Origin of the sequence: Pseudomonas sp. DVZ6 (assembly GCF_024259445.1) — a bacterium.
Taxonomy (GTDB): Bacteria; Pseudomonadota; Gammaproteobacteria; order Pseudomonadales; family Pseudomonadaceae; genus Aquipseudomonas; species Aquipseudomonas peradeniyensis.
Genome location: NZ_JANCLM010000001.1, coordinates 201,724 through 221,809 on the forward strand (window position 1 = coordinate 201,724; position 20,086 = coordinate 221,809).

The following is a 20,086-nucleotide window of genomic DNA, read 5'->3' on the forward strand; positions in this document are numbered from 1 at the left end:
GGCCTTTCAGCTGTTGTTCTGGCCAGTCGCATTCCTTAGTCTCGGCCTGTCGTTGCTGATTCAACGACCGGGTGTGCAAGCCCGAGGATGTGGTTCAAGTCGCTCAATGGCGGCTGTACGTGGGAGGCCTTCGGGCCTGCCGGGTTCCTACATCCACGGTCTTGCACACCCACGTACAGCTGCCTCCATCGTTCCGAGTGCAAGCGGATATCGGCAGCTCCCCTGGCTATGTAGGAGTGCTGAACCATGCTGAAAATCGTGCCCGACCCACCCCGCCCCTTGCCCCGGGAGGTTCGCCCATGACCCTCGATACGAACACCCGAACCTCCCGGCCCACCACGGCCAACGCCCATTTCGGCACTTGCCACGACGCCCATCCACCGATGTTCTCGGTGCATGCCGGCATTGATGGCGAGGATGCGCTGGTGTGCGCGGTAGCGGCCTTGCAGGCGGCCTACGAAACCAACGCGATGGCCCTGGAAAAAGCCAGCGAACCACTGCGCAGTCTGCTGGTGGCGACGGAGAACTCCCTGGAGAAAGGGCTGGCCTTGACGTCGGCTGTGCTGGATGGGATAGAGCGGGGTTGATCGGGTCGCTCAGGTACTTTCGGCGCCAAGGTTGTTGACTGTATGAGGGCCGCCAGGTGTCCGCCGCAATCCTTGCAGCGCCTATCAGATCGAGCGCTGCCCGCGCGGCGCATCGCGGCACAAGGCCGCTCCTACATTTGTTGCAACGTACCGAACCTGTCAGGCCATGGTTGCCCGCCTTGGTGCATGTCTTGAGACGAGTGGGGCGGCGGCAATGCCCGCCAAAAAATCGCGTCGAGCGCACAAGGCTAACAACCATGGCCTATCAGGCATGGTCACGTTACAACAAATGTAGGAGCGGCCTTGTGCCGCGATGCGCCGCGCGGGCGGCGCTCGATCTGATAGGCGCTGCCAGTCTCCCGCCGAACACCCCGACAAGCCTCAGCAATCGAGCATCTTGTGATAGGTCACGAAGTCCTGCTCGGCCACATACCCCAGCGATTCATACAGCGCTTGGGCGGCAAGGTTGGTCCGGGCGGTGTCCAGGCTCAACCGCTGCGCGCCCTCGGCCTGGAAAATATCGGTCAGTTGCTGCATCAGGTAACGGGCATGACCACCCCTGCGGGTGTGCGGGGCAACGAACAGGTCATACAGCCAGTAGAAGCGCCTCATCGCCAGCGAGCAGGTGGCCGGGTACAACTGGGCAAAAGCGATGGCCTGGCCGTCGGCGTCCAGCATCAGGTAGATACGCGAGTTGCCGGTTTCGAGGTTGGCCTTGAGGAATGCGCGGGAAGCGGGGAGGTCATCCGCCTCCTGGTAGAACATCCGGTACTGGTTGAAGAGGTCCGCGGCGGCGTCCAGGTGGTGCAGATCACAGGCAATGACGTTCATGTCGGGGCTCGCTATCAGGCTGTCCAGCGCCCTTGCTATGTGGGGCGATCCTGCAGGATTTCATGAAACACATCCGGTCGTACAGATGCGATATGCAGTAGCGTACGTGCAGCTCCCGAAGGCGTGCGCCGGCCTTGTTCCCACTCTTGCAACGTACGTACGGAGACGCCGAGCAGCTCGGCGAACTTCAGCTGGGACAAGCCGGTCTTGCTGCGGGCCTCTGCGGCTTCGGTCACCTCGACCTGGTGTACAGCGCCAAATCGTCCGGCTTTGACATCGCGAATGGACTGAAGCAGCTCCTCTGCGATATTGCGCTTGGCATCGCGCTGCATCAGTTCTTTTTCAGTCAGGGGCATGGTTCAGTTCCTTCACGATCTGGCGCAGTACATGCGCGGGTATGCTCTCGGTGGCGCTCTTGCCGTAGATAAGCAGTGCTACCAGAACACCATTGTCTAGCTGGGCGGTGTAGATGACCCTCACGGCGCCGCGCTTGCCTTGGCCTTCGATGCGCCAGCGTACCTTGCGGCAGCCACCGGAGCCGGGGATGACTGCGCCGCCATCAGGGTTGTTGGCCAAGTGGTGCATGAACGCGCCATGTTCGTCAGCGGTCCAGTAGTCGGGCCACAGCTTCGAAAACAGTGGCGCTTCGATGATCGTCAGCATACCGCATCCTTACGTCTTTGACGTAGGGACTCTGCTGTGTGGCGCCAAGCTGGAAAAGCAGGTCTTTGTCACGAGGGGTTGCCGGCCAATACTGTGGCTTGCTGGCGGCCATTCCGGCCATTAGCATCCGTTTTCCTCACTCACGGCCATGCGCAACCCATGGCCGGCTCCAGGATCAAGGACGAATGTTGCCGTTGCTTTCCCGTTTCCTGCTGCACGCACTGGCCTGTGTGGCGTTTCCCTTCCTCTTGAGGCTGGGCTTCGATCTGTACCGGCAGTATATCGGCCCGCCGATGGCGCGAGGCGTCAGCGTTGGCTTGGCAACGATGATGGTGTTCTACGCTTTCGTGCTCTTCAACCTGCTGATGGTGGCAATTCCAAGAACGTCAATCCGCTACGCGCTGGCGTTGTTGCTGATGCTGTTGGTACTGGCATTCTTCAATACCTTGCACCCGCTGCGGGCGCTGGGCTTCGCGCTGCTATGCGGTGGTTTGTGCGGGGCGGCGATCAGCATGACGCCCACGGTGACATCGCTGTTGAACAAGTGCCGTAGGTAAGGCCCCAGCGCGGGGGATCAGCAGGCCAGCACGCGTCGCTCTTCAAGCCATTGTTCGAAGCAGGTGAAGGTCTCGACCGCTGCCTTTACCGTCCGGGCCTGGGCGGCAGGCTCCGGATCTGCGCCAGCCAGTCGAGCGAGGAAGCTGCGCCAGCGTGCGCCGGTCTGCGCGCCGTAGACGTCGAGAAACGCACCGCCGCTGTCGGCGTCGATGCCCAGGCGTTCAGCCATGGCCCGCTTGAGCACCTGGCCACCCAGGGTGGAGCCTTCCAATACATACATCACGCCGAGTGCGCAGGCTTCATCGTCGATGCAAGGCAGGGCGTGGCACAGCGGCAGTGCTTCGACATCGATGGCCAGGGCGCCCAGGTCGCGGGACAAGGCGGGTGTCTTGTTGCGTTCGGTGCCCTGGTACTCGGCCAGCAAGGTATCGAGCGGCGCATGGAAACCGTGGTAAGCCGCAAGCAGGCGCGCATAGGCCGCCCGGTCGAAGCCTTCGCTGAAGAACGGCAGGCGCGCCTCCAGCCCCTCGTGGCAGGCGCGGGTACCCTCGCGCAAGGCAAGCAACAGCGGGCTGACGGTAGCGGACATGGCGCAGGCTCTGAACAGGATGCAACCGATACTGCCAGATCCCATGGCGCCACCACCACTGCCGATTTTCCGCACCTGGCATTTGATCTGTGGAATCATTGCGCCGCCTCTGGAGTGGGGCTTTCACGGCTAAGACAGGAATGCAGCACGATGCGCGCAACAACAAGGAACTGGCTGGCCCTCGGGCTGGCGTTGCTACCCGGCCTGGTCGGCGCGGCGGAGCCAGAGCCGGTACCGGTGTACCGGGAGATCAAGGACTGGGTGGTGGGCTGCGACAACACGCGCTTCTGCACCGCGGTGCTGGCCGATCATCCGGAGAAGATGCGGGTGGGCATGCTGGTGCAGCGCGAGGCGGGCGCCTGGGGTAACCTGCACCTGACCCTGGTGGGCAGCACTGACTGGTCGGGCGAGCCCCTGCTCGACGGAGAGCTACTGGTCGCACCCTGGCGCATGACCCGCGGCGTCGAGACCACCCTGGAACTGGAGGGCGCCGATGCCTATGCCGTGTTGCGGCAATTGCGCAATGGCCAGCGCCTGGTGGACGACACCCGGCCAGGGGAGCGCGTGAGTTCGCTGCAAGGCCTGAGCGCCGCCTTGCTGCTGATGGATGCGGTGCAGGGCCGGGTCGGTCACTACAGCGCGCTGATGCGACCCGGTGACAGCGTCGCCGACGCCCAGTTGCCCACCCCGGCCAAGCCCCAGGGGCCGGCCTTTGTGGCAGCCACGCCCCTTAGCGAGCAGGAACTGGCGGGCATCAAGCCGGTGGTGATGGCCAAGGCGGCCGCCGAAGACCAGTTGAAGAACGAATACGATGTCGCTCCCAAGCTTGAGCTGCATGCCCTGGACAACCAGCATGCCCTGGCGTTGCTCAGCTACAACTGCAACGACTTCCATTGCCTCTACGCGTTGTACAAAGTGTCGCGAGAGGCGCCTTACGCGCTTGGGCCGCTGGAGTTCGAGGCACCGTCCAGCCCGGTGCTGATCAGCCGGATGCGCGACGCCATCGAGTTCTACCCCAAAAAAGGCGAGCTCTACAGCTATGCCAAGGACGACTATCCCGGCAGTTGCGGGGTCGAGGAAAGCTGGCGCTACGACGGCATGCGCATGCGCCTGGTCAGGTTGTCGCGGATGGACCGGTGTGCCGAAGTGGGCACTGACACTTGGCCGGTACTATGGCGCAGCGAAGGCTGAAAACGCGAAAGGGATGTCAGGGGCAACACCATGCAATGGATGAAACGCCACCGTGCGGCACTGCTGCTGGCGCTCATGGCACCACTGGCCGCGCAGGCCGAAAGCGACCCGGCAGCGCTCGAGGCGGTGCCGCTGTACCGGCAGGTCAAGGACTGGGCGGTCGGCTGTGATAACACCCGTGCCTGCACGGCGTTGCTGGCGATCGATGACGAGCTGATGAGCGGCCTGCAGACCATCGTCCGGCGCGAGGCAGGGCCGCAGGGTAAGCTCGAGCTGACGCTGCGTGTCGGGCCGGCGTTTGCCGACCAGGTGTTGCTCGATGGTCAGGAACTGTCTGCTCAATGGCGGCGGATCCAAGGTGAGTACGATTTCGACCTGCAGCTCGAAGGTGATGCGGCACTGGCGCTGATCCGTCAGATACGCAACGGCAATCGCCTGAGTTCGTTGACCGAGGATGGCGAGCTGGTGGCGTCGTTGCAGGGGATTAGTGGCGCGTTGCTGGCCATTGATGCGGTCCAGGGTCGGGTAGGGCATGCCGATGCGCTGGTGCGGGTGGGCGACGTCCCGGCTGCCGAGGTGCCTGACGCTCCTGTCGCGGCGGCGTTGCCGCAGTTTGTCGCCGCGCCTGGCATGAGCGACGAGCAGGCGCATGAAATCGGCAGGACGGTGAAGCGCCAGGCGGGTGTCGAAGGTGATGTGCCGGGCCTCAGCTTTAGCCACTATGAGGTGTACCCGCTGGACGCTGACAGTGCCCTGGTCATTCTCAATGTCGGGTACAGTGGCGAGTTCTGCGCCAATTACCTGTATCGGGTGTCTCGTGCCGCGCCCTACCAGATCAGTGAAATGGCCTTCGAGGCGCCAACGCCGTTACTGGCACCGCAGCTCAGTGGCCATGTGACGTTCGATCCGCAAAGTGGCCAATTGCAGGCCACTGATAAAAGCCTGTTGGAGCGCGGTTGCGGCCTGGTCCAGCAATGGCGCTATGACGGTCAGCGCATGCGCCTGGAGCGGGTGGCCCGGCTGGATCGCTGTGGATACGTAAAGCCGGAATTCTGGCCGGTACTGTGGCGCCTAGGTTGACATGTCCCCTGTAGGAGCGGCCTTGTGCCGCGAAGGGGGCGCGTAGCGGCCCCGGCGATTTTTCCGTCAATGCTGAAATCCTGGGGCCGCTGCGCAGCCCTTTCGCGGCACAAGGCCGCTCCTACAGGGTCTGAGGGACGGCTCAGAACGCCAGCTTGTAGCCGATCAGCAACAGCATGGTCGCCAGGCAAGGCCGCAGCACACGGTCGGAGATACGCCCGGTCAGGTGGCTGCCCAGGTAGATCCCCGGCAGCGAACCCAGCAGCAGGTAGCCCAAGAGCGACCAGTCCATGTTGCCCATGCCGGCATGCCCCAGGCCCGCCACCAGGGTCAGCGGCACGGCGTGGGCGATCTCGGTGCCGACCAGGCGGCGGGTGACCAGGAACGGGTACAGCAGGAACAGCGCCACGGTCCCCAGCGCGCCGGCGCCGATGGAGGTGAGGGTGACCATCACGCCCAGCACCACGCCGGTGATCACGGTGAGGAGGTTCAGGGTGCGGTCGCTGAGGTGGTAGTGATCGCCGGCATGCTTGCTGGCGAAGGCCTGCAGGCGCGATTTGAACAGGATCGCCAGGGCGGTGAGGATCAGCACCACCGCCAGGCCTTGCTTGATGATGGCGTTGAGCGCGGAGGTGTCGGCGTGCAGGGTGCTGAGGAACCACAGGGTCAGCGCGGCGGCCGGGACGCTGCCCAGGCTCAGCCAGCCGGTGATCTTCCAGTCGATGTTCTTGTTGCGGCCATGCACCCAGACGCCACTGGCCTTGGTGATGGCGGCGTAGAGCAGGTCGGTGCCCACGGCGGTGGCCGGGTTGATGCCGAACCACAGCAGGATCGGGGTCATCAGCGAACCGCCGCCGACGCCGGTCATGCCGACGATGAAGCCCACAACCAGTCCCGCAATGGTGAAACCGAAAGAACCTACATCCATACGCTACTCGACGCCCAGCTTGCCCGTGATCGGATGGATGCCAGCATATAGATTTTTTTATAGCCAAATAGACTTGTTCGTTATTAGGTTATAACTGGCCCGGCTCATTCACTGGCTTTGTGTAGGAGCGGCCTTGTGCCGCGAAAGGGCTGCGCAGCGGTCCTGGCGATTGTTGCTTGAACGCTGAAATCCTGGGGCCGCTCCGCGCCCCGTTCGCGGCACAAGGCCGCTCCTACAGGGGATGGGTAACCCCTGGCCTTTCACCGATCAGTCATCACCACCATCACCTGCGCATCGCCGCCATCCTCGCTCTCCGACAGGTAGATATGCCCCACCTGGCTGTCGAAATACGCAGTCTCCTGAGGCCCGATGCTGACCGCCTCGCCGGTCTCGAATTCGATGCGCACGCGTCCGCTGATGACCATGGCGAATTCCTGGCCGGGATGGCGGATAAAATCGTCGAACTGGCCGCGTTCACGGGCGATGATGCGGGCATAGGCCGGGGTCATGCGTCGCTCGGGGAAGGCGCCGGCGATCGGGTAGTAGTCGTAGGTGCCGGTGGAATAACCCGCCACCGCCGCCAGCGAATCGACTACCACGGTGGCCGGCTGCGGCGCGCCCACCGGGCCGCTGGCGCGAAACAGCTGGGCGATGTCCAGGTTCAGGGCGCGGGCGGCGGCGGCCAGTTTTTCGTAGCTTACCGAGACCTGCGCCAGCTCCATTTTCGACAGCGTGGACAGCGGTACGCCGCTGAGCGCCGACAGCTGCTTGAGTGTCATCTGCCGGGCCTTGCGCACCTGGCGCAGGCGCGCGCCGACTTCACTGCGGTCGAGCGGGGTGCGGGTGGTGGGGGCGTCGGGCATCGGGGCTCTCGGGCTATGCTGTGGTCGGGCATCTTACCTTGGTGCCTTGCGTATTTCTAAATTCTCATATATTAGAATTCTCACAAATGATAATTAGCGCCGCAGGAGCGTGCATGGGACAGGTCCACGATATTCTGATCATTGGCGCCGGCATCGCTGGCGCCTCCCTGGGTTACCGACTGGCCGGCCAGCGCCAGGTGCTGCTGCTCGAACGCGAGGCGCAGCCGGGCTATCACGCCACCGGGCGCTCGGCGACGATGTTCATGGAGGCCTACGGCACCCCGCAGATCCAGGCCCTGACCCGCGCCAGCCGGGCGTTCTACGAGCAGCCGCCGGCGGGCTTCTGCGAGCATCCATTGCTCGAACCCCGCGGCTGCCTGTATGTCGCCAGCCATGAGCAGCACGATCTGCTTGAAAGCACCTACGCCCAGAACCTGGCCAACGGCACCGCCGTCAGCCTGCTCGACAGCACGGCGGCGCTCGAGCTGGTGCCGAGCCTGCGCGGCGAACTGCTGGCCGGCGCCGTGCACGAGACCGGGGCGATGGACCTCGACGTGCACGCCCTGCATCAGGGCTTCCTGCGCGGCCTGCGCCAAGCCGGTGGCGAGGTGCGCTGCAATGCCGAGCTGGTGCAGGCGTACTATCTGGATGACCTGTGGCATGTCGAGCTGGCCGACGGCAGCCGCCTGCGCGCACGGCAACTGGTCAATGCCGCCGGCGCCTGGGCCGATCAGGTGGCCGGGCAGTGCGGGATCGGCAAGGTCGGCCTGCAGCCGTGCCGGCGCAGCGCGTTCACCTTTCCTGGCCCGGCGCAGCACGACTTCGCCCGTTGGCCGGCAGTGATCGGCGTCGACGAGAGCTTCTACTTCAAGCCCGACGCCGGCCAACTGCTGGGCTCGCCCGCCAATGCCGACCCGGTCGAGCCGCAGGACGCCGCGCCCGAAGAGCTGGACCTGGCGCTGGGGATCTACAACATCGAGGCGATGACCACCCTCGAGATCCGCCGGCCCAGCCACAGCTGGGCGGGGCTGCGATCGTTCGTCGCCGATGGCGACCTGGTGATCGGCTTCGACCCGGTTTCCCCCGCGTTCTTCTGGTTGGCCGCCCAGGGCGGCTACGGTATCCAGTCCGCCGCCGGGGCTTCGCGCCTGGCGGCCGACCTGTTGCTGGGCCTGCCGCTGTGCGCCAGCCTTGTCAGCCAGGGGGTCGAGCCAGCACGGTTGTCCCCGGCACGTTTCATCCAACCCTGAATGGAGCATCCCATGAGCAATGAGATCCAGCGTTTTCCCAGCAGCCTGCCGTTTCCCTTCTCCCGTGCGGTGAAGGCCGGGGGCTTTCTGTTCCTGTCCGGGCAGGTGCCGATGAGCCCGGGCGGCGAGGTGGTGCGTGGCGATATCCAGGCGCAGACCCGGGCGGCCTGCGAGCGTATCGCCGAGAGCCTGGCGGCGTGCGGCGCGCGCTTCGACCAGGTGGTCAAGTGCACCGTGTGGTTGTCGGACATGAGCCATTTCGCCGGCTTCAACGAGGTCTACAAGGAGTTCTTCGGTGCGGCGCTGCCGGTGCGTTCGACGGTGGCCTCGGCACTGGCGCTGGGGGTGGATGTGGAGATCGAGGTGCAGGCCTACATCGGTCAGGACAACTGACACTGTGGGAGCGGGCTTGTCCCGCGATACAGCCATCGCGGGGCAAGCCCGCTCCCACAACAACCCCTGCAACGACCCGACACAACAATAAAAACCAGAGGTGCACATGCAAGAGCAGCTGAAGATCGCCGGCGCATTCGTCGGCGTGATCGTGGGGGCGGGCTTTGCGTCCGGGCGGGAACTGCTGTTGTTCTTCGTCGATTTCGGCGTCTGGGGACTGGTCGGCGCGCTGGTCAGCGCCGCGCTGTTCACGTTTCTCGGCATGGCCCTGGCGGGGCTGGGCAACCGCCTGAAGGCCACCTCGCACAAGGAGGTGATCCAGGCCATCTGCGGTCGCCACCTGGGCGTGCTGGTCGACTGGCTCATCACCTTCTTCATGTTCGGCGTGACCGTGGTCATGCTCGCCGGTGGCGGTGCACTGCTTGAACAGCAGTTCGGCATTCCGGCGCTGGCCGGCAGCGTGCTGGTTACCGTGCTGGTGATGGCCATCGTCTGCCTGGATGTGCAGAAGGTGATGGTGGCCATCGGCGCGATCACCCCGTTGCTGATCCTGGTGGCCTCGGCCATCGCACTGTATGCGGTGTGTACCCGCAGCTTAAGTTTCGCGGCGCTCGACCAGGTGGCCAGCCAGCAGGAGGCGGGCACCCATCACTGGTTGCTTGGGGCGTTCCTGTATGTCTCCTACAACATCGTTGCCGGCGCGCCGATCCTGGCGATCCTCGGCGGCTCGGCACGCAATGGACGGGTTGCCGTGGTCGGCGGCCTGCTGGGCGGCGCGGCGCTGGGTGGGCTGATGCTGGTGATGAGCGCGGGGCTGCTGTCGCGCCTGGAAAGCGTGGCCGCGCTGCCGATGCCGATGCTGTCGATTGCCAGCGAGGTGTCGCCGCTGCTCGGGCTGGTGATGTGCCTGATCATCTTCGGGATGATCGCCAACACGGCGGTGGGGACGCTGTTCTCGTTCCTGTCGCGATTGCTGCCGGCGGGCACGGTGAAGTTTCGCTGGGGGGCGGTGGTGGCCGGTGGGGTGGGGTTCGTCTGCAGCCTGGTGGGGTTCATCAGCCTGGTAGGACAGGTGTATCCGCTGTTCGGCTACCTGGGGTTCGTGCTGATGACGGCGGTGCTGGTGGGGTGGTTGCGGCGGGGCAGGGGGGCGAAGGTGGTGGTGGCCTGAGGCAAGCCCGCTCCCGCAGTGCATGCGGGAGCGGGCGGCAGGTCAGATGCGGAAGCTGCCGACCAGTTGCTTCAGGCGCCCGGCCTGCTGGCTCAGGGCGTCGCAGTGGCGCAGGGTTTCGTTGAGGTTCTCCACCCCTTGCTGGTTCAGCGCGTTGATCTGGGTGATATCCAGATTCAGGCTCTCGACCACGGCGGTCTGCTCTTCGGTGGCAGTGGCCACCGACTGGTTCATGCCGTCGATCTCGCCGATGCGCTGGGTGACGCTGGCCAGGCGCTCGCCGGCCTCGTTGGCCACCTGCACGGTCTCTTCGCTGGAGACCTGGCTGGTGTTCATGGTGTGCACCGCCTCGCGCGAGCCAACTTGCAGGCTGGTGATCATGCGGTGGATCTCTTCGGCCGACTCCTGGGTGCGGTGGGCCAGGTTGCGCACTTCGTCGGCGACCACGGCGAAGCCACGGCCGGCTTCACCGGCACGGGCGGCCTCGATGGCGGCGTTGAGCGCCAGCAGGTTGGTCTGCTGGGAGATGCCCTTGATCACGTCGAGGATCTTGCCGATCTCGTCGGTGCTGGCGTTGAGGGTCTCGATCTGCTCGCAGGACTCGCTGATGCGCTCGGACAGGGCGGTCATGGCGCTGATGGCCTCTTCGACCACCTGGCGGCCACCGTTGGCCTGCTCGCTGGCGCCGCTGGCATGCTGCGAGGCATCGGCGGCGTTGCGGGCGATCTCCTGGGTGGCGGCGCCCAGCTCGTTGATGGCGGCGGCGACGCTGTTGGTGCGCATGCTCTGCTCTTCGGAGCCGGAGAGCGAGGCGTTGGAGGCGCCAACGACTTTTTCCGACAGGTCATGCACCAGGCGGGTGGCCGACGACACTTCGCTGATCGAGGCATGGATACGCTCGACGAAGCGGTTGAACGAGGTGGCCAGCTCGCCGAACTCGTCCTTCTGCTGCACGGCCAGGCGGCGGGTCAGGTCGCCTTCGCCTTCGGCGATGTCCTGCATGGCGCGGCCCATGGTGGTCAGCGGGCTCATCAGCACCGGGATCAGCAGGCCCAGCAGGCCGGCGATGACGGCCACGGCGATGAGCATGGCGATGATGGCCGAAGTGCGGAACTGGCTCAGCGGGGCGTAGGCCTTTTCTTTGTCGATCGACAGGCCGATGTACCACTGCGCCGACGGCAGGCCGTCGACCGGGGCGAAGGAGATGATGCGCTCCTTGCCATCGAGGCTCACTTCCTGGATGCCGGTTTCCACGCGCAGCGGCGAGCCCGGGTAGATGTCCTTGAGGTTCTTCATCACCCGGTCCTTGTCCGGGCTGACGATCACCTGGCCATTGCGGTCGACCAGGAAGGCGTGGCCGATGCCGCCGAAGTCGACGGCGTTGATGATGTCGACCAGGGTGTTCAGGCTCAGGTCACCGCCGACCACGCCGATCAGCTCGCCGCTACCCTTGGCCTTGACCGGCATGGCGATGGTCACCACCAGGCCACCTACCGCCGCCATGTAGGGCGGGGTCAGCATGGTCTGGTTGGCGGCCACGGCCTGGGTGTACCAGGGGCGCTGACGCGGGTCGTAGCCATCGGGCATCTTGGCGTCGGGGCGCTGGGTGAACAGGCCGGTGTTCTGGCCGAAGTAGGTGAACTGGAAGTTGCTGGTGTACGACGGTTGGTCGACCAGGCCCGGCACGTTGCTGCCGGCACCCTGCTGGGCGATGTCCTGGGCCAGGTTCTCCAGCACCAGGATGCGTCCGCTCATCCAGTTCTGCACGCTGCTGGCGGTCTGCGCGCCGGCCTGGCGCACCGAGGACTCGATGTTCTGGCGGATGGTGTTGCGTTGCAGGTAGTCGTTGTAGAGGGTGAACAGCGCAAAGGCCAGTACAACGACGGCGCAGGCACTGAGCAGGATCTTGTGGCGGAATTTCAGGTTCATGTTTCGAGACCTTGAGCCAGTGAAAGGAGGGCGCCGCGTGCTTGTGGCACGAATGGCGGAGCCTGTTGCAACGCTATCGGCCGAATCTGAAAAATGTTGAAAGACTAAATGTCGCAGTGCTTGGCGCAATTGCCCTAACAGAGTGACAAATCATTTCGAAGCCAACAGGCTCACCAGCGCCCTGGCCGCCTGGCCGAGGGGTTGCTGCTTCAGCCAGAAGGCATTGACCGGCAGTTGCAGTTCGTTGCGGGTGTTGTGGAATTCCAGGCGCACCAGGCGCCCGGCGTCGATCAGCGGCGCGACCCGCGACAGTGGCAGGTCGCCCCAGCCCAGGCCCGCCTCGACCATCTGCACGGCAAGATCCAGGCTGTCGGTGCGCCAGTGCGAGGTGCCGATCAGCGAGCGCGGGTCGGACAGCGGCAGGTCGCGGCTGCGCACCAGGATCTGGCGCAGGTTGACCAGGTCTTCAAGGTGGCGGATACGCCCTTCGCGCAGGGCAGGATGCTGCGGCGACAGCGTGGCCACCAGCGACTCCATGGCGATGTGCTGGAAGCTGCGCCGTGGGTCCATCTGCAACCCGGCGAAGGCCAGGCACAGGCCGGCGCGACCGCTGTCGAGCAATTGCAGGGCCTCCTCCTGGGGCGCGGCGAGCAGTTCGATGTCCAGCAGCGGATGGCGCTCGCCAAGGCGGGTAATGGCGTTGAGCAACGGGCGCTGGTCGATATCCGGGACCACGGCGATGGCCAGGCTGCTCTCCAGCCCGCGCGACAGTTCCAGTGCGTGCACTTCCAGCAGCCCGAGCTGTTCGGCGATCAGCCGGGCATGGGGTTCCAGGGCCTGGGCCTGGGCGGTCGGGCGCGCCTCGCGCGAGCCGCGCTCGAACAACGGGTAGCCGAGCTCCGCCTCGAGGTTGCCGATGGCCATGCTCACCGCCGAGGGTACCCGCCCGAGGGCCCGCGCGGCGGCGGAAAACGAGCCGCGGTCGAGCACGGCGAGAAACAGCAGGATGGTGTCGCTGGAAAAGTTCATGGCAGTCTCCTTTCAGTAAATCTGAAGGCTGCCGACTTTTTCTGTCAAGTTTATTGATTCATTCTGCGCGTCTTCGTCATCCCCGCAGCAAGGTAACTTTGTGCAAGGAATCAAACGCAAACTGGTCTACGTGACCTTCTATGAACTGATCGGCCTGTGCATGTCGACCCTGGGCCTGGCCTACCTGTCCGACACCCAGGCCTCGCACACCGGCCCCCTGGCGGTGATGATCACCACCATCGCCATGGTCTGGAACCTCATCTACAACACCTTGTTCGAGCGTTGGGAGAGCCGCCAGGCCAAGCGCGGCCGCAGCCTGGGCCGTCGGGTGGCGCATGCAATCGGCTTCCAGCTGACCCTGGTGGTGTACCTGATCCCGCTGATCGCCTGGTGGCTGGACATGACCCTGCTGGAGGCGTTGCTGGTGGACCTGGCGTTCATCATCCTGGTGCCGTGCTACACGTTCGTCTACAACTGGGCGTTCGACCGGATCTTCGGCTTGCCGACCTCGGCAATGGCGCCGGCCTGAGCCTTCTGTAGGAGCGGCCTTGTGCCGCGAAAGGGCTGCACAGCAGCCCCGGCGATCTATGTATAAATGCTGAAATCCAGGGGCTGCTCCGCAGCCCTTTCGCGGCACAAGGCCGCTCCTACAGATCACGGCGCTCGATAGCCCAGCAAACTGTCCTCCACCTGCCCCGACAAGTAATACACCCCAGCCATGGCCCCGCTCTGGCGGTTCTCCATCAGCTCTTGCCATTCCTGGTTCAGCGCCACATTGAGGATCACCCGTAGTTGCTCGACCATCTGCGGCTGCTCGCGGTCATGGGTGATGATGCCGTAGCCGGTTGCCGCCACCGAGATCAGCGCTCCTGCCGCCTTGCCCACTGCCGCCGCGATCGCGCTGGCGGCGCCACGCGGGGCCAGGGTGGCGCCGAGTTTCTCGCTGGCCTGGGTAGCCACTGACGATAGCCCGGCATCGGTCTGCCCGGGGGCCTTGGCGGCCTGCTGGTGCAGGTGCTGGCGCAGGGATTGCCAGGCCGGTTGCTGGTCCAGCGACTTGGCCCGCAGCAACTGGTAGAGCGAGGCGTTGCGTGCATCCGGCGGCCCCAGGGCGATGATCGGGATGTGGTTCAGGCGCTGGCTGAACTGCTCGGGCGGCGCGTTGTAGCGTTGGATGATCGCCGGCAGCTGTTGGCCGAGCAGTTGCAGGTACAGCTCGCTTGCGCGGTCGCGGATGCCCTCGGGGTTGATCTGCTCGGCCACCGGGTCGATCACGCGTTCGCGGTACTGCTCCTGCAGGTACAGGCCCAGGCGCTTTTCCGGCGGCTCGTTGCCATTGCCGCTGTTCATCGTGTACCAGGCCACCTTGAGCGTGAGCCATTGCTGGGTCCAGTAGCCGGTGAACCAGGGGATGAAATCGTTCTCGGTGCGTTGCTGCACCTGCTCCTTCCACACGCGCATGGAACGCCGTGCGTAGTCGTTGGCAGAGCCTGCGGCGGCGACCGAGGCTTCGATGATGTCCTGGTCGATGCGTTGCCAGACGGCGGGGGGCAGGTTCTGCGGTGGCGGCGGGGCCGGGGGGCGTTTGCCGGCGCAACCGGCGAGGGCCAGCAGGAGGCAGAGCGCAAACATCGCAAGGAATGATTTCACGCGGATTGCCCCCTTGGCGAGAGGCTGGGTGGTTATCCGAAGTATAGGTTTGTCTTGCGGGCCTCATCGCGGGGCAAGCCCGCTCCTACAGGTACTGCACAATACCTGTAGGAGCGGGCTCGTCCCGCGATGGGCCGCAGAGCGGCCCCCTTTGCAGGCTTGATAAACATGTTCACCCCTCCAGCTTCAAGTGCAGTAACGGATACGGATCGCCCTGGCCATCCACCTCCGAGCGGCCCACCTGGATAAACCCCTGCTTCAGGTAGAACCCCACCGCTTGTGGGTTCTGTTCATTGACGTCCACCTCACGCACGCCCAGTTCCTCGACCACGCCGGCCAGCAGCGCCTTGCCGATGCCCTGGCCACGGCAGGCGGGGTCGATGAAGAGCATTTCCAGCTTGCCGTCATGCACCCCGGCAAACCCTTGGATATGGCCTTCACTGTCCCGCCAGGCGCGCAGTTCGACAAACCCCAGGTACTGCTCGCGCACCAGCGGGCGCAGACGCTCGATATAGCCATCGGGAAGAAAGTCATGGGTCGCCCGTACCGAGGCCTCCCACAGATCGGCCAGCCGATCGAAATGTTCCGCGCCCACTGGCGCGATAGCGTGCTTCATATTGGCCTCCAAGACCCTGTGATGAATCGGCGGTCATGGTACGGCGCTCCCTGGGGCTGCGCTATGCTCGGCCTTTCATCTCTCGCACTGGAGCGTCGCATGCCCGCTGAACCGATCCCCCAGGCCGAGGCCCTGTTGCTGGTGGACGTGCAATGCGCGTTCATGGAAGGGCCCGACGCCGTTCCCGCTCATCTCGCCCTGCAGACGAGCATCGCCCGCTTGCTGGCACGTGCGCGGCAGGCCGGCGTGCCGGTGATCTTCCTGCAGAACGACGGCGCCCCCGATACCCCGGACGCCCCGCACACGGCCGGCTGGCAATTGTATTTCCCGGCGGCCCGTGGCGAGCACGTGCTGTTCAAGACCGAGGACGATGGCTTTGTCGAGACCGGGTTGCAGGCCTTGCTGGATGAGCTGGGAGTCCAGTGCCTGGCCTTGTGCGGCCTGCTCTCGGAAATGTGCCTGGCCGCCACCGCCCGCGCCGCGCTGCAACGGGGCTTCGAGGTGTTGCTGGCGCACGACGCCCACGCCACCTACGACGTGCCGCCCGGCCCAGGCGGCTCGCCGGGTGTGCCCGCCGCCCTGGCGGCGCGGGTGGCGGAATGGTCGTTGGGGGACGAAGTGTCGATCCTGCCTGGCGTCGACTCGGTGGCGTTCAGCTCGGTCGATGCAGCAGGTGAAAAGTGACAGGTCTCAGATCAGTACCTGGTACGGCGCATAGGGCCAGTCTTGCGCCAGCATGATTTCGCCGGTTTGCGGCTCCAGGGTCTTGAGATGGCCATCCAGGTCCAGGAACAGGTTCACCGCGTGCGCCTCGTTGCCGCATGCGCCAGCGATCCAGCCCACGGCGTAGGGGTAGGTTGCATTGCCGTGGTAGGCGTCGAGCGAGGCCTGGCCCTTGTAGACAAAGGCAAAGTCGTCGCAGTCGAAGCTTTCGCTGCGCCAGCGGCAGCGGCCAAGGCCCGCGTCCTGCCAGATCTGCCTGGCGTGGTGTGACGAGATGGCCTGGTAGGCACTGTCGGCTTCACAAAGTGCGTCGGCGGCAACGCTCGGCCAGGTCGTCTTGATGAGGTCGAACAGGCGTTGGCCGGTGATATGGTAACGATGCAGGGTGAAGCGCGTGGGTTCCTTTGCGGGGCTTGCCAGGTACAGCCAGTCCCAGGTGCTGCTGCCGGCCTTGAAGGCTTTGCGCTCGCCGTCGATTTCGACCTGCAGGGTGAATTGCTGGGCGTTGTTGCCGTTGCTTACGGGGCACAGGTTGATCCGCGGGTAACCTGGCCAGCCTTGGCCGGAGGCGAACAACCAAGGGTCCCTGCCGATGGGGCCATTGGCGTAAAGGCTCCAGGGGCGATCGTTCGCCGAGACGTCCAGCGTGGCAAGGCGCCCACCGCCTGCGGCCGATACGGCGATGTAGAGCACATCCGAGTTGTAGGTGTCGAAATCGCCCAGGTAGGCCCAGCCCCAGGATCCTTGCTGCTGGGCACACAGGACCCGCCCAAGTTCGTCGAACAGTACATACGACTCGTCACTGGCCAGTGTGTCCAGCGACATTGCCGCGCTGAGTTCGCCACCCGCCGGGCTTGGTCTTGGCGCGGGCGCGGCCTCTGGCGGGGTCGTGGGAACGCTATCGAGCGAATGGCTGGCTGATGTTGGAATGGTTGCAGTAGTGTTCATGGCACCTTCGGCAGGACAAGCCCGACGGGATGCCGGGATGCCCGGGAGTCTCGCGCGGATCCCGCCGCTTGATCATACGGCACGGTTTCCCTTGGGCCTGTCCAGTTCCAGCCTGTCCTCCAGGCGATCCAGGTGCGCGAATACAATGCGCACCGTTGCGGATCGGCGTGAGCTCGGCTGTTCCAGGCCGACGTGGGCATGACCCCGGCGGCCTGGATGGAGCTGGCGCGTTGAATGCCGCGAGTGGATGTCTGGAGGAGTCGCCCAAGCAGGTGGCGGCGTGGTGCGGATTCGCCAATGCCGAAACCGCGCCGGGCCTTCGAGATGCATTTCGGGTGACCCTACCGAGTGCTGCAAGCGTCATACGCCGCCGGTGCGCCCCGGTCAGATCAGGATTCTGGTCGGTGCGAAAGCCCAACTGGCCGCAGCTGCGATTTCGCCGGTCTGTGGGTCGAGTGTATTGAGCCTGCCATTCAGGTCCATGAACAGGTTCGCTGTGTACCTGTGTGCGGCATTGGCACCGGTAACCCAGCCTATCGCGTAGGGATGGGGAAGATTGCCATGATAGGCGTCCAGCGAGGCCTGAGCCTTGTAGATGAAGGCGAAATCGTCGCTATCGAAGCTCCCTTCACGCCATTGGTAGCGGCCAAGCTTCGAATCATTCCAGATCTGTTCGGCGTGGTGCGCAGAAATGCCCAGATAAGGCCTGTCAGTCTCATGGATCAAGTCAGTACTCACGCCAGGCCAGGTTTCAGCGATCAGGTCCGCCAGCCCTCGCCCCGGCACATAATAGCGGTGTAGGGTAAAGCGTGTGGCGTGGTCTGGCCTGGCGACGCGCAGGTAATTCCACGCGCCTCCCTCGGCGGCCAGGGCGCGATGTTCTGCTCCGATATTGAACGCCAGGGTGAACTGGTTCGAATCATGCCGCAGGTTGGCAAAGTGCAATTCGAGCATGGGGTAGCCAGGCCAGCGTTGGGCGGAGGCGAAAATCCAGTCGTTGTGATTGACATGGAAGTTCCAGTGTTTGTTTTTGCTCGTGGTCTTCAGGACAGTCTGGTTGCCGATGCGTGAAGTCGAGACGGAAAAGTACAGCACATCCGAATGGTAGGCGTTGAAGTCACCCAGAAAAGCCCAGTCCCACCCACCTTGTTGTTGGGCGCACAGGACGCGCCCCCGTTCGTCCATCAGTACATAGGACGCATCACTGGCCAATGCATCGAGAGGCAGGGGTGGGCTCAGTAAACCCCTGCCTGGCGCGGGTGCAGGAACGGGGTGGGCGTGCTGATCCTGTGGGTCGGCCATGGCGGTTGCCTCCCAACGGGCAAATGAAGCGCCCAGATCGTCGACAGGGCTGCGCAGCGGCAAAGCAAGGTTGTTGTGGCTCTGATGGGCGATCCTGTCAAGTGGGTTCATGGTTGTTTTGTGAGGGCTGTGCACCGTGTTCGAGCTGGCAAGTGCCTCCCGCGACAAGGGGGCTTGCGGTGAGTCTATGCCTGGGGTCGATACGGGAGAGGGAGGGGCGTCATGATCTGGCAAATCGATCATGTCAGGGTCGTGGAATGGGGTATTGGTCATAAAACCTTCTGATGGCAGCCCTGACGGGATGTCAGGGATGGCATCGAGTTTCCTGAAACTCACCCGGTAGCATCAGCCGGTAAGGTTTCCGCTCAGATCAGTCCAACTCCAGTTTGGCTTGCAAGCGATCCAGATGTTCTTGCATAAGCGCCAGCGCGGCCTGGCCGTCGCCGCTTTCCACCGCATCGATGATCGCCGCGTGCTCCTGCCACGCACAGTGCTCGCAGCATGGTGACTCGTAACGGGCGATGATCAGCGAGGTCATCGGCACCAGGCCGTTGAGGAAGCGCGCCAGCGGTGCGTTGGCGGCCATCTGCGCCAGCTTCATGTGGAACTCGCCGCCCAGGCGGATCGCCGTGCAGCGTTCGCCGCGCTCATGGTGCTGGCGCTCGCGCTCGACCAGTTGGCGCAGTTGGCGGATCTGCGCCGGTCGGGCGCGCTGGGTGGCCAGGCCGATCAGCGTGGTTTCGGCCAGGCGCCGGGCGCTGAGCACCTGGCGCGCCTGCTCGGGGTCGGGCGCGGCCAGGTGCGCGGTATGGCTGGGGCGCTGCACCACCACCTGCTGGTCGGACAGGCGCCCGAGCACCCGGCGGATCACCGTGCGGCTGACGCCGAAGGCATTGCCCAGCGCCTGCTCGGGCAGGGCGCTGCCGGGGGGCAGGCGCTGTTCGAGGATGGCGTCGAACAGCCGGGGGTAGATCTGTTCCGCCGACAGGCGGGTCTCGCCGGCACCGAGCAGGGTAGGCAGGCGGGGGGCGGCTTGGGCGCAGGCGGTCATGGTCGCTCTCCTTCTTTATTCAGGTGCCTGGTTGGTCGTCCGGGATGTTCAGGGCGATGCCCATGCGCTGGCCCTCGGCAAGGATGTGCTGGCGCATCTGCTGGCTGGCCTTGGCGCTGTTGCGCTCGCGGATCGCGCGCACCACCGCTTCGTTCTCGCTCAGGCGCGCAGCCAGGTGCTCGGGCGAGTTGCGCAGCATGGCGGCGCTCTGCTTGAGGGCATTGCCGGTCTGCTGTACCACGCTCTGGAAGATCGGGTTGGTGGTCAGGGCGAACAGCGCCTCATGGAAGGCGATGTAGGCGTTGATGCCGGCCTCGCTGTCACCGGCATCGAGGGCTTCGCGCATGTCCATCAGGGTCAGGCGCAGCTGGCCGATGTCCTGGCTGCCGGCCGATTGCGCCACCAGCCCGGCGATGAAGGGTTCGAGGGTGTAGCGCAGCTCGAGCACATCGGCCAGGCTGGCCTCGGCGACGGTGTCCGCTTCCTGTGACTGGGCGGCGTCGGCATCCAGCACCAGCACGCCCTTGCCGGGCATCGAGCGCACCAGGCCCAGGGTTTCCAGGACGATCACCGCCTCGCGCAGGCTCGGTCGGCTGATCCCCAGTTGTTCGGCCAGCTCGCGCTGGCCGGGCAGCATGTCGCCGCTGCGCCACTGACCGCGGGCCAGGGCCTGGCGGAGTTTCTCCACCACTGAATTGACTACGGTCGAAGAGCTGATCACGGTTCGCTCCTTG

General features: G+C 64.8%; 23 protein-coding genes. 9 read left to right on the forward strand and 14 right to left on the reverse strand.

Annotated features, from left to right (window positions below; all coding sequences use genetic code 11):
- The first annotated feature begins 299 nt into the window (after positions 1–299).
- A complete protein-coding gene (locus NMG10_RS00840) occupies positions 300–587 on the forward strand; it encodes a hypothetical protein (RefSeq protein WP_254463484.1) in 288 nt (95 codons plus the stop codon).
- A 381-nt stretch (positions 588–968) separates the two neighbouring features.
- Here the strand turns inward: NMG10_RS00840 and NMG10_RS00845 are convergent, their stop codons facing one another.
- From NMG10_RS00845 to NMG10_RS00855, 3 genes are read right to left on the reverse strand one after another with little or no spacing between them, the layout of a single operon-like run.
- Positions 969–1,418, reverse strand: a complete 450-nt coding sequence (locus NMG10_RS00845) for a GNAT family N-acetyltransferase (RefSeq protein ID WP_254463486.1) — start codon at positions 1,416–1,418, stop codon at positions 969–971.
- Between the two features lie 35 nt (positions 1,419–1,453).
- A complete protein-coding gene (locus NMG10_RS00850) occupies positions 1,454–1,774 on the reverse strand; it encodes a DNA-binding transcriptional regulator (RefSeq protein ID WP_232855850.1) in 321 nt (106 codons plus the stop codon).
- Complete coding sequence (locus tag NMG10_RS00855) at positions 1,761–2,081, reverse strand: transcriptional regulator (RefSeq protein ID WP_203647405.1); 321 nt, start codon at positions 2,079–2,081, stop codon at positions 1,761–1,763. Before NMG10_RS00855 ends, NMG10_RS00850 begins: the two co-directional genes overlap by 14 nt.
- 185 nt (positions 2,082–2,266) lie before the next feature.
- Between NMG10_RS00855 and NMG10_RS00860 the strand changes: the two genes are divergently transcribed.
- Positions 2,267–2,638, forward strand: a complete 372-nt coding sequence (locus tag NMG10_RS00860) for a hypothetical protein (protein ID WP_203647404.1) — start codon at positions 2,267–2,269, stop codon at positions 2,636–2,638.
- Positions 2,639–2,655: 17 nt separating this feature from the next.
- Here NMG10_RS00860 and NMG10_RS00865 read toward each other — a convergent pair whose 3' ends face one another.
- The gene (locus tag NMG10_RS00865; protein ID WP_254463488.1) at positions 2,656–3,228 is read right to left on the reverse strand and encodes a biliverdin-producing heme oxygenase; all 573 of its coding nucleotides are present in this window, start codon (positions 3,226–3,228) and stop codon (positions 2,656–2,658) included.
- Between the two features lie 150 nt (positions 3,229–3,378).
- Here NMG10_RS00865 and NMG10_RS00870 point away from each other — a divergent pair, with 150 nt between their 5' ends.
- Together NMG10_RS00870 and NMG10_RS00875 are read left to right on the forward strand one after the other, a co-directional pair.
- Complete coding sequence (locus tag NMG10_RS00870) at positions 3,379–4,419, forward strand: DUF1176 domain-containing protein (protein WP_254463490.1); 1,041 nt, start codon at positions 3,379–3,381, stop codon at positions 4,417–4,419.
- 30 nt (positions 4,420–4,449) lie between these two features.
- On the forward strand, positions 4,450–5,499 hold the full coding sequence (locus NMG10_RS00875) for a DUF1176 domain-containing protein (protein ID WP_232855853.1): 1,050 nt from the start codon (positions 4,450–4,452) through the stop codon (positions 5,497–5,499).
- Between the two features lie 142 nt (positions 5,500–5,641).
- Here the strand turns inward: NMG10_RS00875 and NMG10_RS00880 are convergent, their stop codons facing one another.
- Positions 5,642–6,427, reverse strand: a complete 786-nt coding sequence (locus NMG10_RS00880) for a sulfite exporter TauE/SafE family protein (RefSeq protein ID WP_232855854.1) — start codon at positions 6,425–6,427, stop codon at positions 5,642–5,644.
- 260 nt (positions 6,428–6,687) lie between these two features.
- Positions 6,688–7,290 (reverse strand): helix-turn-helix domain-containing protein, encoded by a 603-nt coding sequence (locus NMG10_RS00885; RefSeq protein ID WP_203647400.1) that lies wholly within the window; start codon positions 7,288–7,290, stop codon positions 6,688–6,690.
- A gap of 113 nt (positions 7,291–7,403) precedes the next feature.
- Here NMG10_RS00885 and NMG10_RS00890 point away from each other — a divergent pair, with 113 nt between their 5' ends.
- The 3 genes from NMG10_RS00890 to NMG10_RS00900 all read left to right on the forward strand — a co-directional run bounded on the left by NMG10_RS00890 (position 7,404) and on the right by NMG10_RS00900 (position 10,104).
- Positions 7,404–8,540, forward strand: a complete 1,137-nt coding sequence (locus NMG10_RS00890) for an FAD-binding oxidoreductase (RefSeq protein ID WP_254463492.1) — start codon at positions 7,404–7,406, stop codon at positions 8,538–8,540.
- A gap of 12 nt (positions 8,541–8,552) precedes the next feature.
- Positions 8,553–8,933, forward strand: a complete 381-nt coding sequence (locus NMG10_RS00895) for a RidA family protein (RefSeq protein WP_110738477.1) — start codon at positions 8,553–8,555, stop codon at positions 8,931–8,933.
- A gap of 106 nt (positions 8,934–9,039) precedes the next feature.
- Positions 9,040–10,104, forward strand: a complete 1,065-nt coding sequence (locus NMG10_RS00900) for a hypothetical protein (RefSeq protein WP_254463493.1) — start codon at positions 9,040–9,042, stop codon at positions 10,102–10,104.
- Positions 10,105–10,146: 42 nt separating this feature from the next.
- Here NMG10_RS00900 and mcpA read toward each other — a convergent pair whose 3' ends face one another.
- Complete coding sequence (gene mcpA / locus NMG10_RS00905) at positions 10,147–12,033, reverse strand: methyl-accepting chemotaxis protein McpA (protein ID WP_203647397.1); 1,887 nt, start codon at positions 12,031–12,033, stop codon at positions 10,147–10,149.
- A 150-nt stretch (positions 12,034–12,183) separates the two neighbouring features.
- Positions 12,184–13,062 carry a LysR family transcriptional regulator gene (locus NMG10_RS00910; RefSeq protein WP_254463495.1) on the reverse strand — a complete coding sequence of 293 codons (879 nt, stop codon included), beginning with the start codon at positions 13,060–13,062 and terminating at the stop codon, positions 12,184–12,186.
- 100 nt (positions 13,063–13,162) lie between these two features.
- On the opposite strand from NMG10_RS00910, the gene NMG10_RS00915 reads away from it, so the two are divergent.
- Positions 13,163–13,591 (forward strand): PACE efflux transporter, encoded by a 429-nt coding sequence (locus NMG10_RS00915; protein ID WP_232855858.1) that lies wholly within the window; start codon positions 13,163–13,165, stop codon positions 13,589–13,591.
- A gap of 125 nt (positions 13,592–13,716) precedes the next feature.
- On the opposite strand, the gene NMG10_RS00920 is transcribed toward NMG10_RS00915, so the two are convergent.
- On the reverse strand, positions 13,717–14,694 hold the full coding sequence (locus NMG10_RS00920; protein WP_232855919.1) for a hypothetical protein: 978 nt from the start codon (positions 14,692–14,694) through the stop codon (positions 13,717–13,719).
- A gap of 190 nt (positions 14,695–14,884) precedes the next feature.
- Positions 14,885–15,328, reverse strand: coding sequence for a GNAT family N-acetyltransferase (locus NMG10_RS00925; protein ID WP_203647394.1), 444 nt, complete (start codon positions 15,326–15,328; stop codon positions 14,885–14,887).
- A gap of 99 nt (positions 15,329–15,427) precedes the next feature.
- Between NMG10_RS00925 and NMG10_RS00930 the strand changes: the two genes are divergently transcribed.
- Positions 15,428–16,012, forward strand: a complete 585-nt coding sequence (locus NMG10_RS00930; protein WP_232855859.1) for an isochorismatase family protein — start codon at positions 15,428–15,430, stop codon at positions 16,010–16,012.
- A 6-nt stretch (positions 16,013–16,018) separates the two neighbouring features.
- On the opposite strand, the gene NMG10_RS00935 is transcribed toward NMG10_RS00930, so the two are convergent.
- The 4 genes from NMG10_RS00935 to NMG10_RS00950 all read right to left on the reverse strand — a co-directional run bounded on the left by NMG10_RS00935 (position 16,019) and on the right by NMG10_RS00950 (position 20,073).
- Positions 16,019–16,876: a lectin MOA-related protein gene (locus tag NMG10_RS00935; protein WP_203647392.1), complete on the reverse strand. Its 858-nt coding sequence runs from the start codon at positions 16,874–16,876 to the stop codon at positions 16,019–16,021.
- A gap of 507 nt (positions 16,877–17,383) precedes the next feature.
- On the reverse strand, positions 17,384–18,412 hold the full coding sequence (locus NMG10_RS00940; RefSeq protein ID WP_203647391.1) for a lectin MOA-related protein: 1,029 nt from the start codon (positions 18,410–18,412) through the stop codon (positions 17,384–17,386).
- 259 nt (positions 18,413–18,671) lie between these two features.
- On the reverse strand, positions 18,672–19,352 hold the full coding sequence (locus tag NMG10_RS00945; RefSeq protein ID WP_232855860.1) for a GntR family transcriptional regulator: 681 nt from the start codon (positions 19,350–19,352) through the stop codon (positions 18,672–18,674).
- A gap of 19 nt (positions 19,353–19,371) precedes the next feature.
- Positions 19,372–20,073 carry a FadR/GntR family transcriptional regulator gene (locus NMG10_RS00950; RefSeq protein ID WP_203647390.1) on the reverse strand — a complete coding sequence of 234 codons (702 nt, stop codon included), beginning with the start codon at positions 20,071–20,073 and terminating at the stop codon, positions 19,372–19,374.
- Positions 20,074–20,086 lie beyond the last annotated feature (13 nt).

Bases quoted from the DNA above. Each gene is read 5' to 3' on its own strand.
- NMG10_RS00840 (WP_254463484.1), top strand. From the start codon at position 300: ATGACCCTCGATACGAACACCCGAACCTCCCGGCCCACCACGGCCAAC.
- NMG10_RS00845 (WP_254463486.1), bottom strand. From the start codon at position 1,418: ATGAACGTCATTGCCTGTGATCTGCACCACCTGGACGCCGCCGCGGAC.
- NMG10_RS00850 (WP_232855850.1), bottom strand. From the start codon at position 1,774: ATGCCCCTGACTGAAAAAGAACTGATGCAGCGCGATGCCAAGCGCAAT.
- NMG10_RS00855 (WP_203647405.1), bottom strand. From the start codon at position 2,081: ATGCTGACGATCATCGAAGCGCCACTGTTTTCGAAGCTGTGGCCCGAC.
- NMG10_RS00860 (WP_203647404.1), top strand. From the start codon at position 2,267: ATGTTGCCGTTGCTTTCCCGTTTCCTGCTGCACGCACTGGCCTGTGTG.
- NMG10_RS00865 (WP_254463488.1), bottom strand. From the start codon at position 3,228: ATGTCCGCTACCGTCAGCCCGCTGTTGCTTGCCTTGCGCGAGGGTACC.
- NMG10_RS00870 (WP_254463490.1), top strand. From the start codon at position 3,379: ATGCGCGCAACAACAAGGAACTGGCTGGCCCTCGGGCTGGCGTTGCTA.
- NMG10_RS00875 (WP_232855853.1), top strand. From the start codon at position 4,450: ATGCAATGGATGAAACGCCACCGTGCGGCACTGCTGCTGGCGCTCATG.
- NMG10_RS00880 (WP_232855854.1), bottom strand. From the start codon at position 6,427: ATGGATGTAGGTTCTTTCGGTTTCACCATTGCGGGACTGGTTGTGGGC.
- NMG10_RS00885 (WP_203647400.1), bottom strand. From the start codon at position 7,290: ATGCCCGACGCCCCCACCACCCGCACCCCGCTCGACCGCAGTGAAGTC.
- NMG10_RS00890 (WP_254463492.1), top strand. From the start codon at position 7,404: ATGGGACAGGTCCACGATATTCTGATCATTGGCGCCGGCATCGCTGGC.
- NMG10_RS00895 (WP_110738477.1), top strand. From the start codon at position 8,553: ATGAGCAATGAGATCCAGCGTTTTCCCAGCAGCCTGCCGTTTCCCTTC.
- NMG10_RS00900 (WP_254463493.1), top strand. From the start codon at position 9,040: ATGCAAGAGCAGCTGAAGATCGCCGGCGCATTCGTCGGCGTGATCGTG.
- mcpA (WP_203647397.1), bottom strand. From the start codon at position 12,033: ATGAACCTGAAATTCCGCCACAAGATCCTGCTCAGTGCCTGCGCCGTC.
- NMG10_RS00910 (WP_254463495.1), bottom strand. From the start codon at position 13,062: ATGAACTTTTCCAGCGACACCATCCTGCTGTTTCTCGCCGTGCTCGAC.
- NMG10_RS00920 (WP_232855919.1), bottom strand. From the start codon at position 14,694: ATGTTTGCGCTCTGCCTCCTGCTGGCCCTCGCCGGTTGCGCCGGCAAA.
- NMG10_RS00925 (WP_203647394.1), bottom strand. From the start codon at position 15,328: ATGAAGCACGCTATCGCGCCAGTGGGCGCGGAACATTTCGATCGGCTG.
- NMG10_RS00930 (WP_232855859.1), top strand. From the start codon at position 15,428: ATGCCCGCTGAACCGATCCCCCAGGCCGAGGCCCTGTTGCTGGTGGAC.
- NMG10_RS00935 (WP_203647392.1), bottom strand. From the start codon at position 16,876: ATGTCGCTGGACACACTGGCCAGTGACGAGTCGTATGTACTGTTCGAC.
- NMG10_RS00940 (WP_203647391.1), bottom strand. From the start codon at position 18,412: ATGAACCCACTTGACAGGATCGCCCATCAGAGCCACAACAACCTTGCT.
- NMG10_RS00945 (WP_232855860.1), bottom strand. From the start codon at position 19,352: ATGACCGCCTGCGCCCAAGCCGCCCCCCGCCTGCCTACCCTGCTCGGT.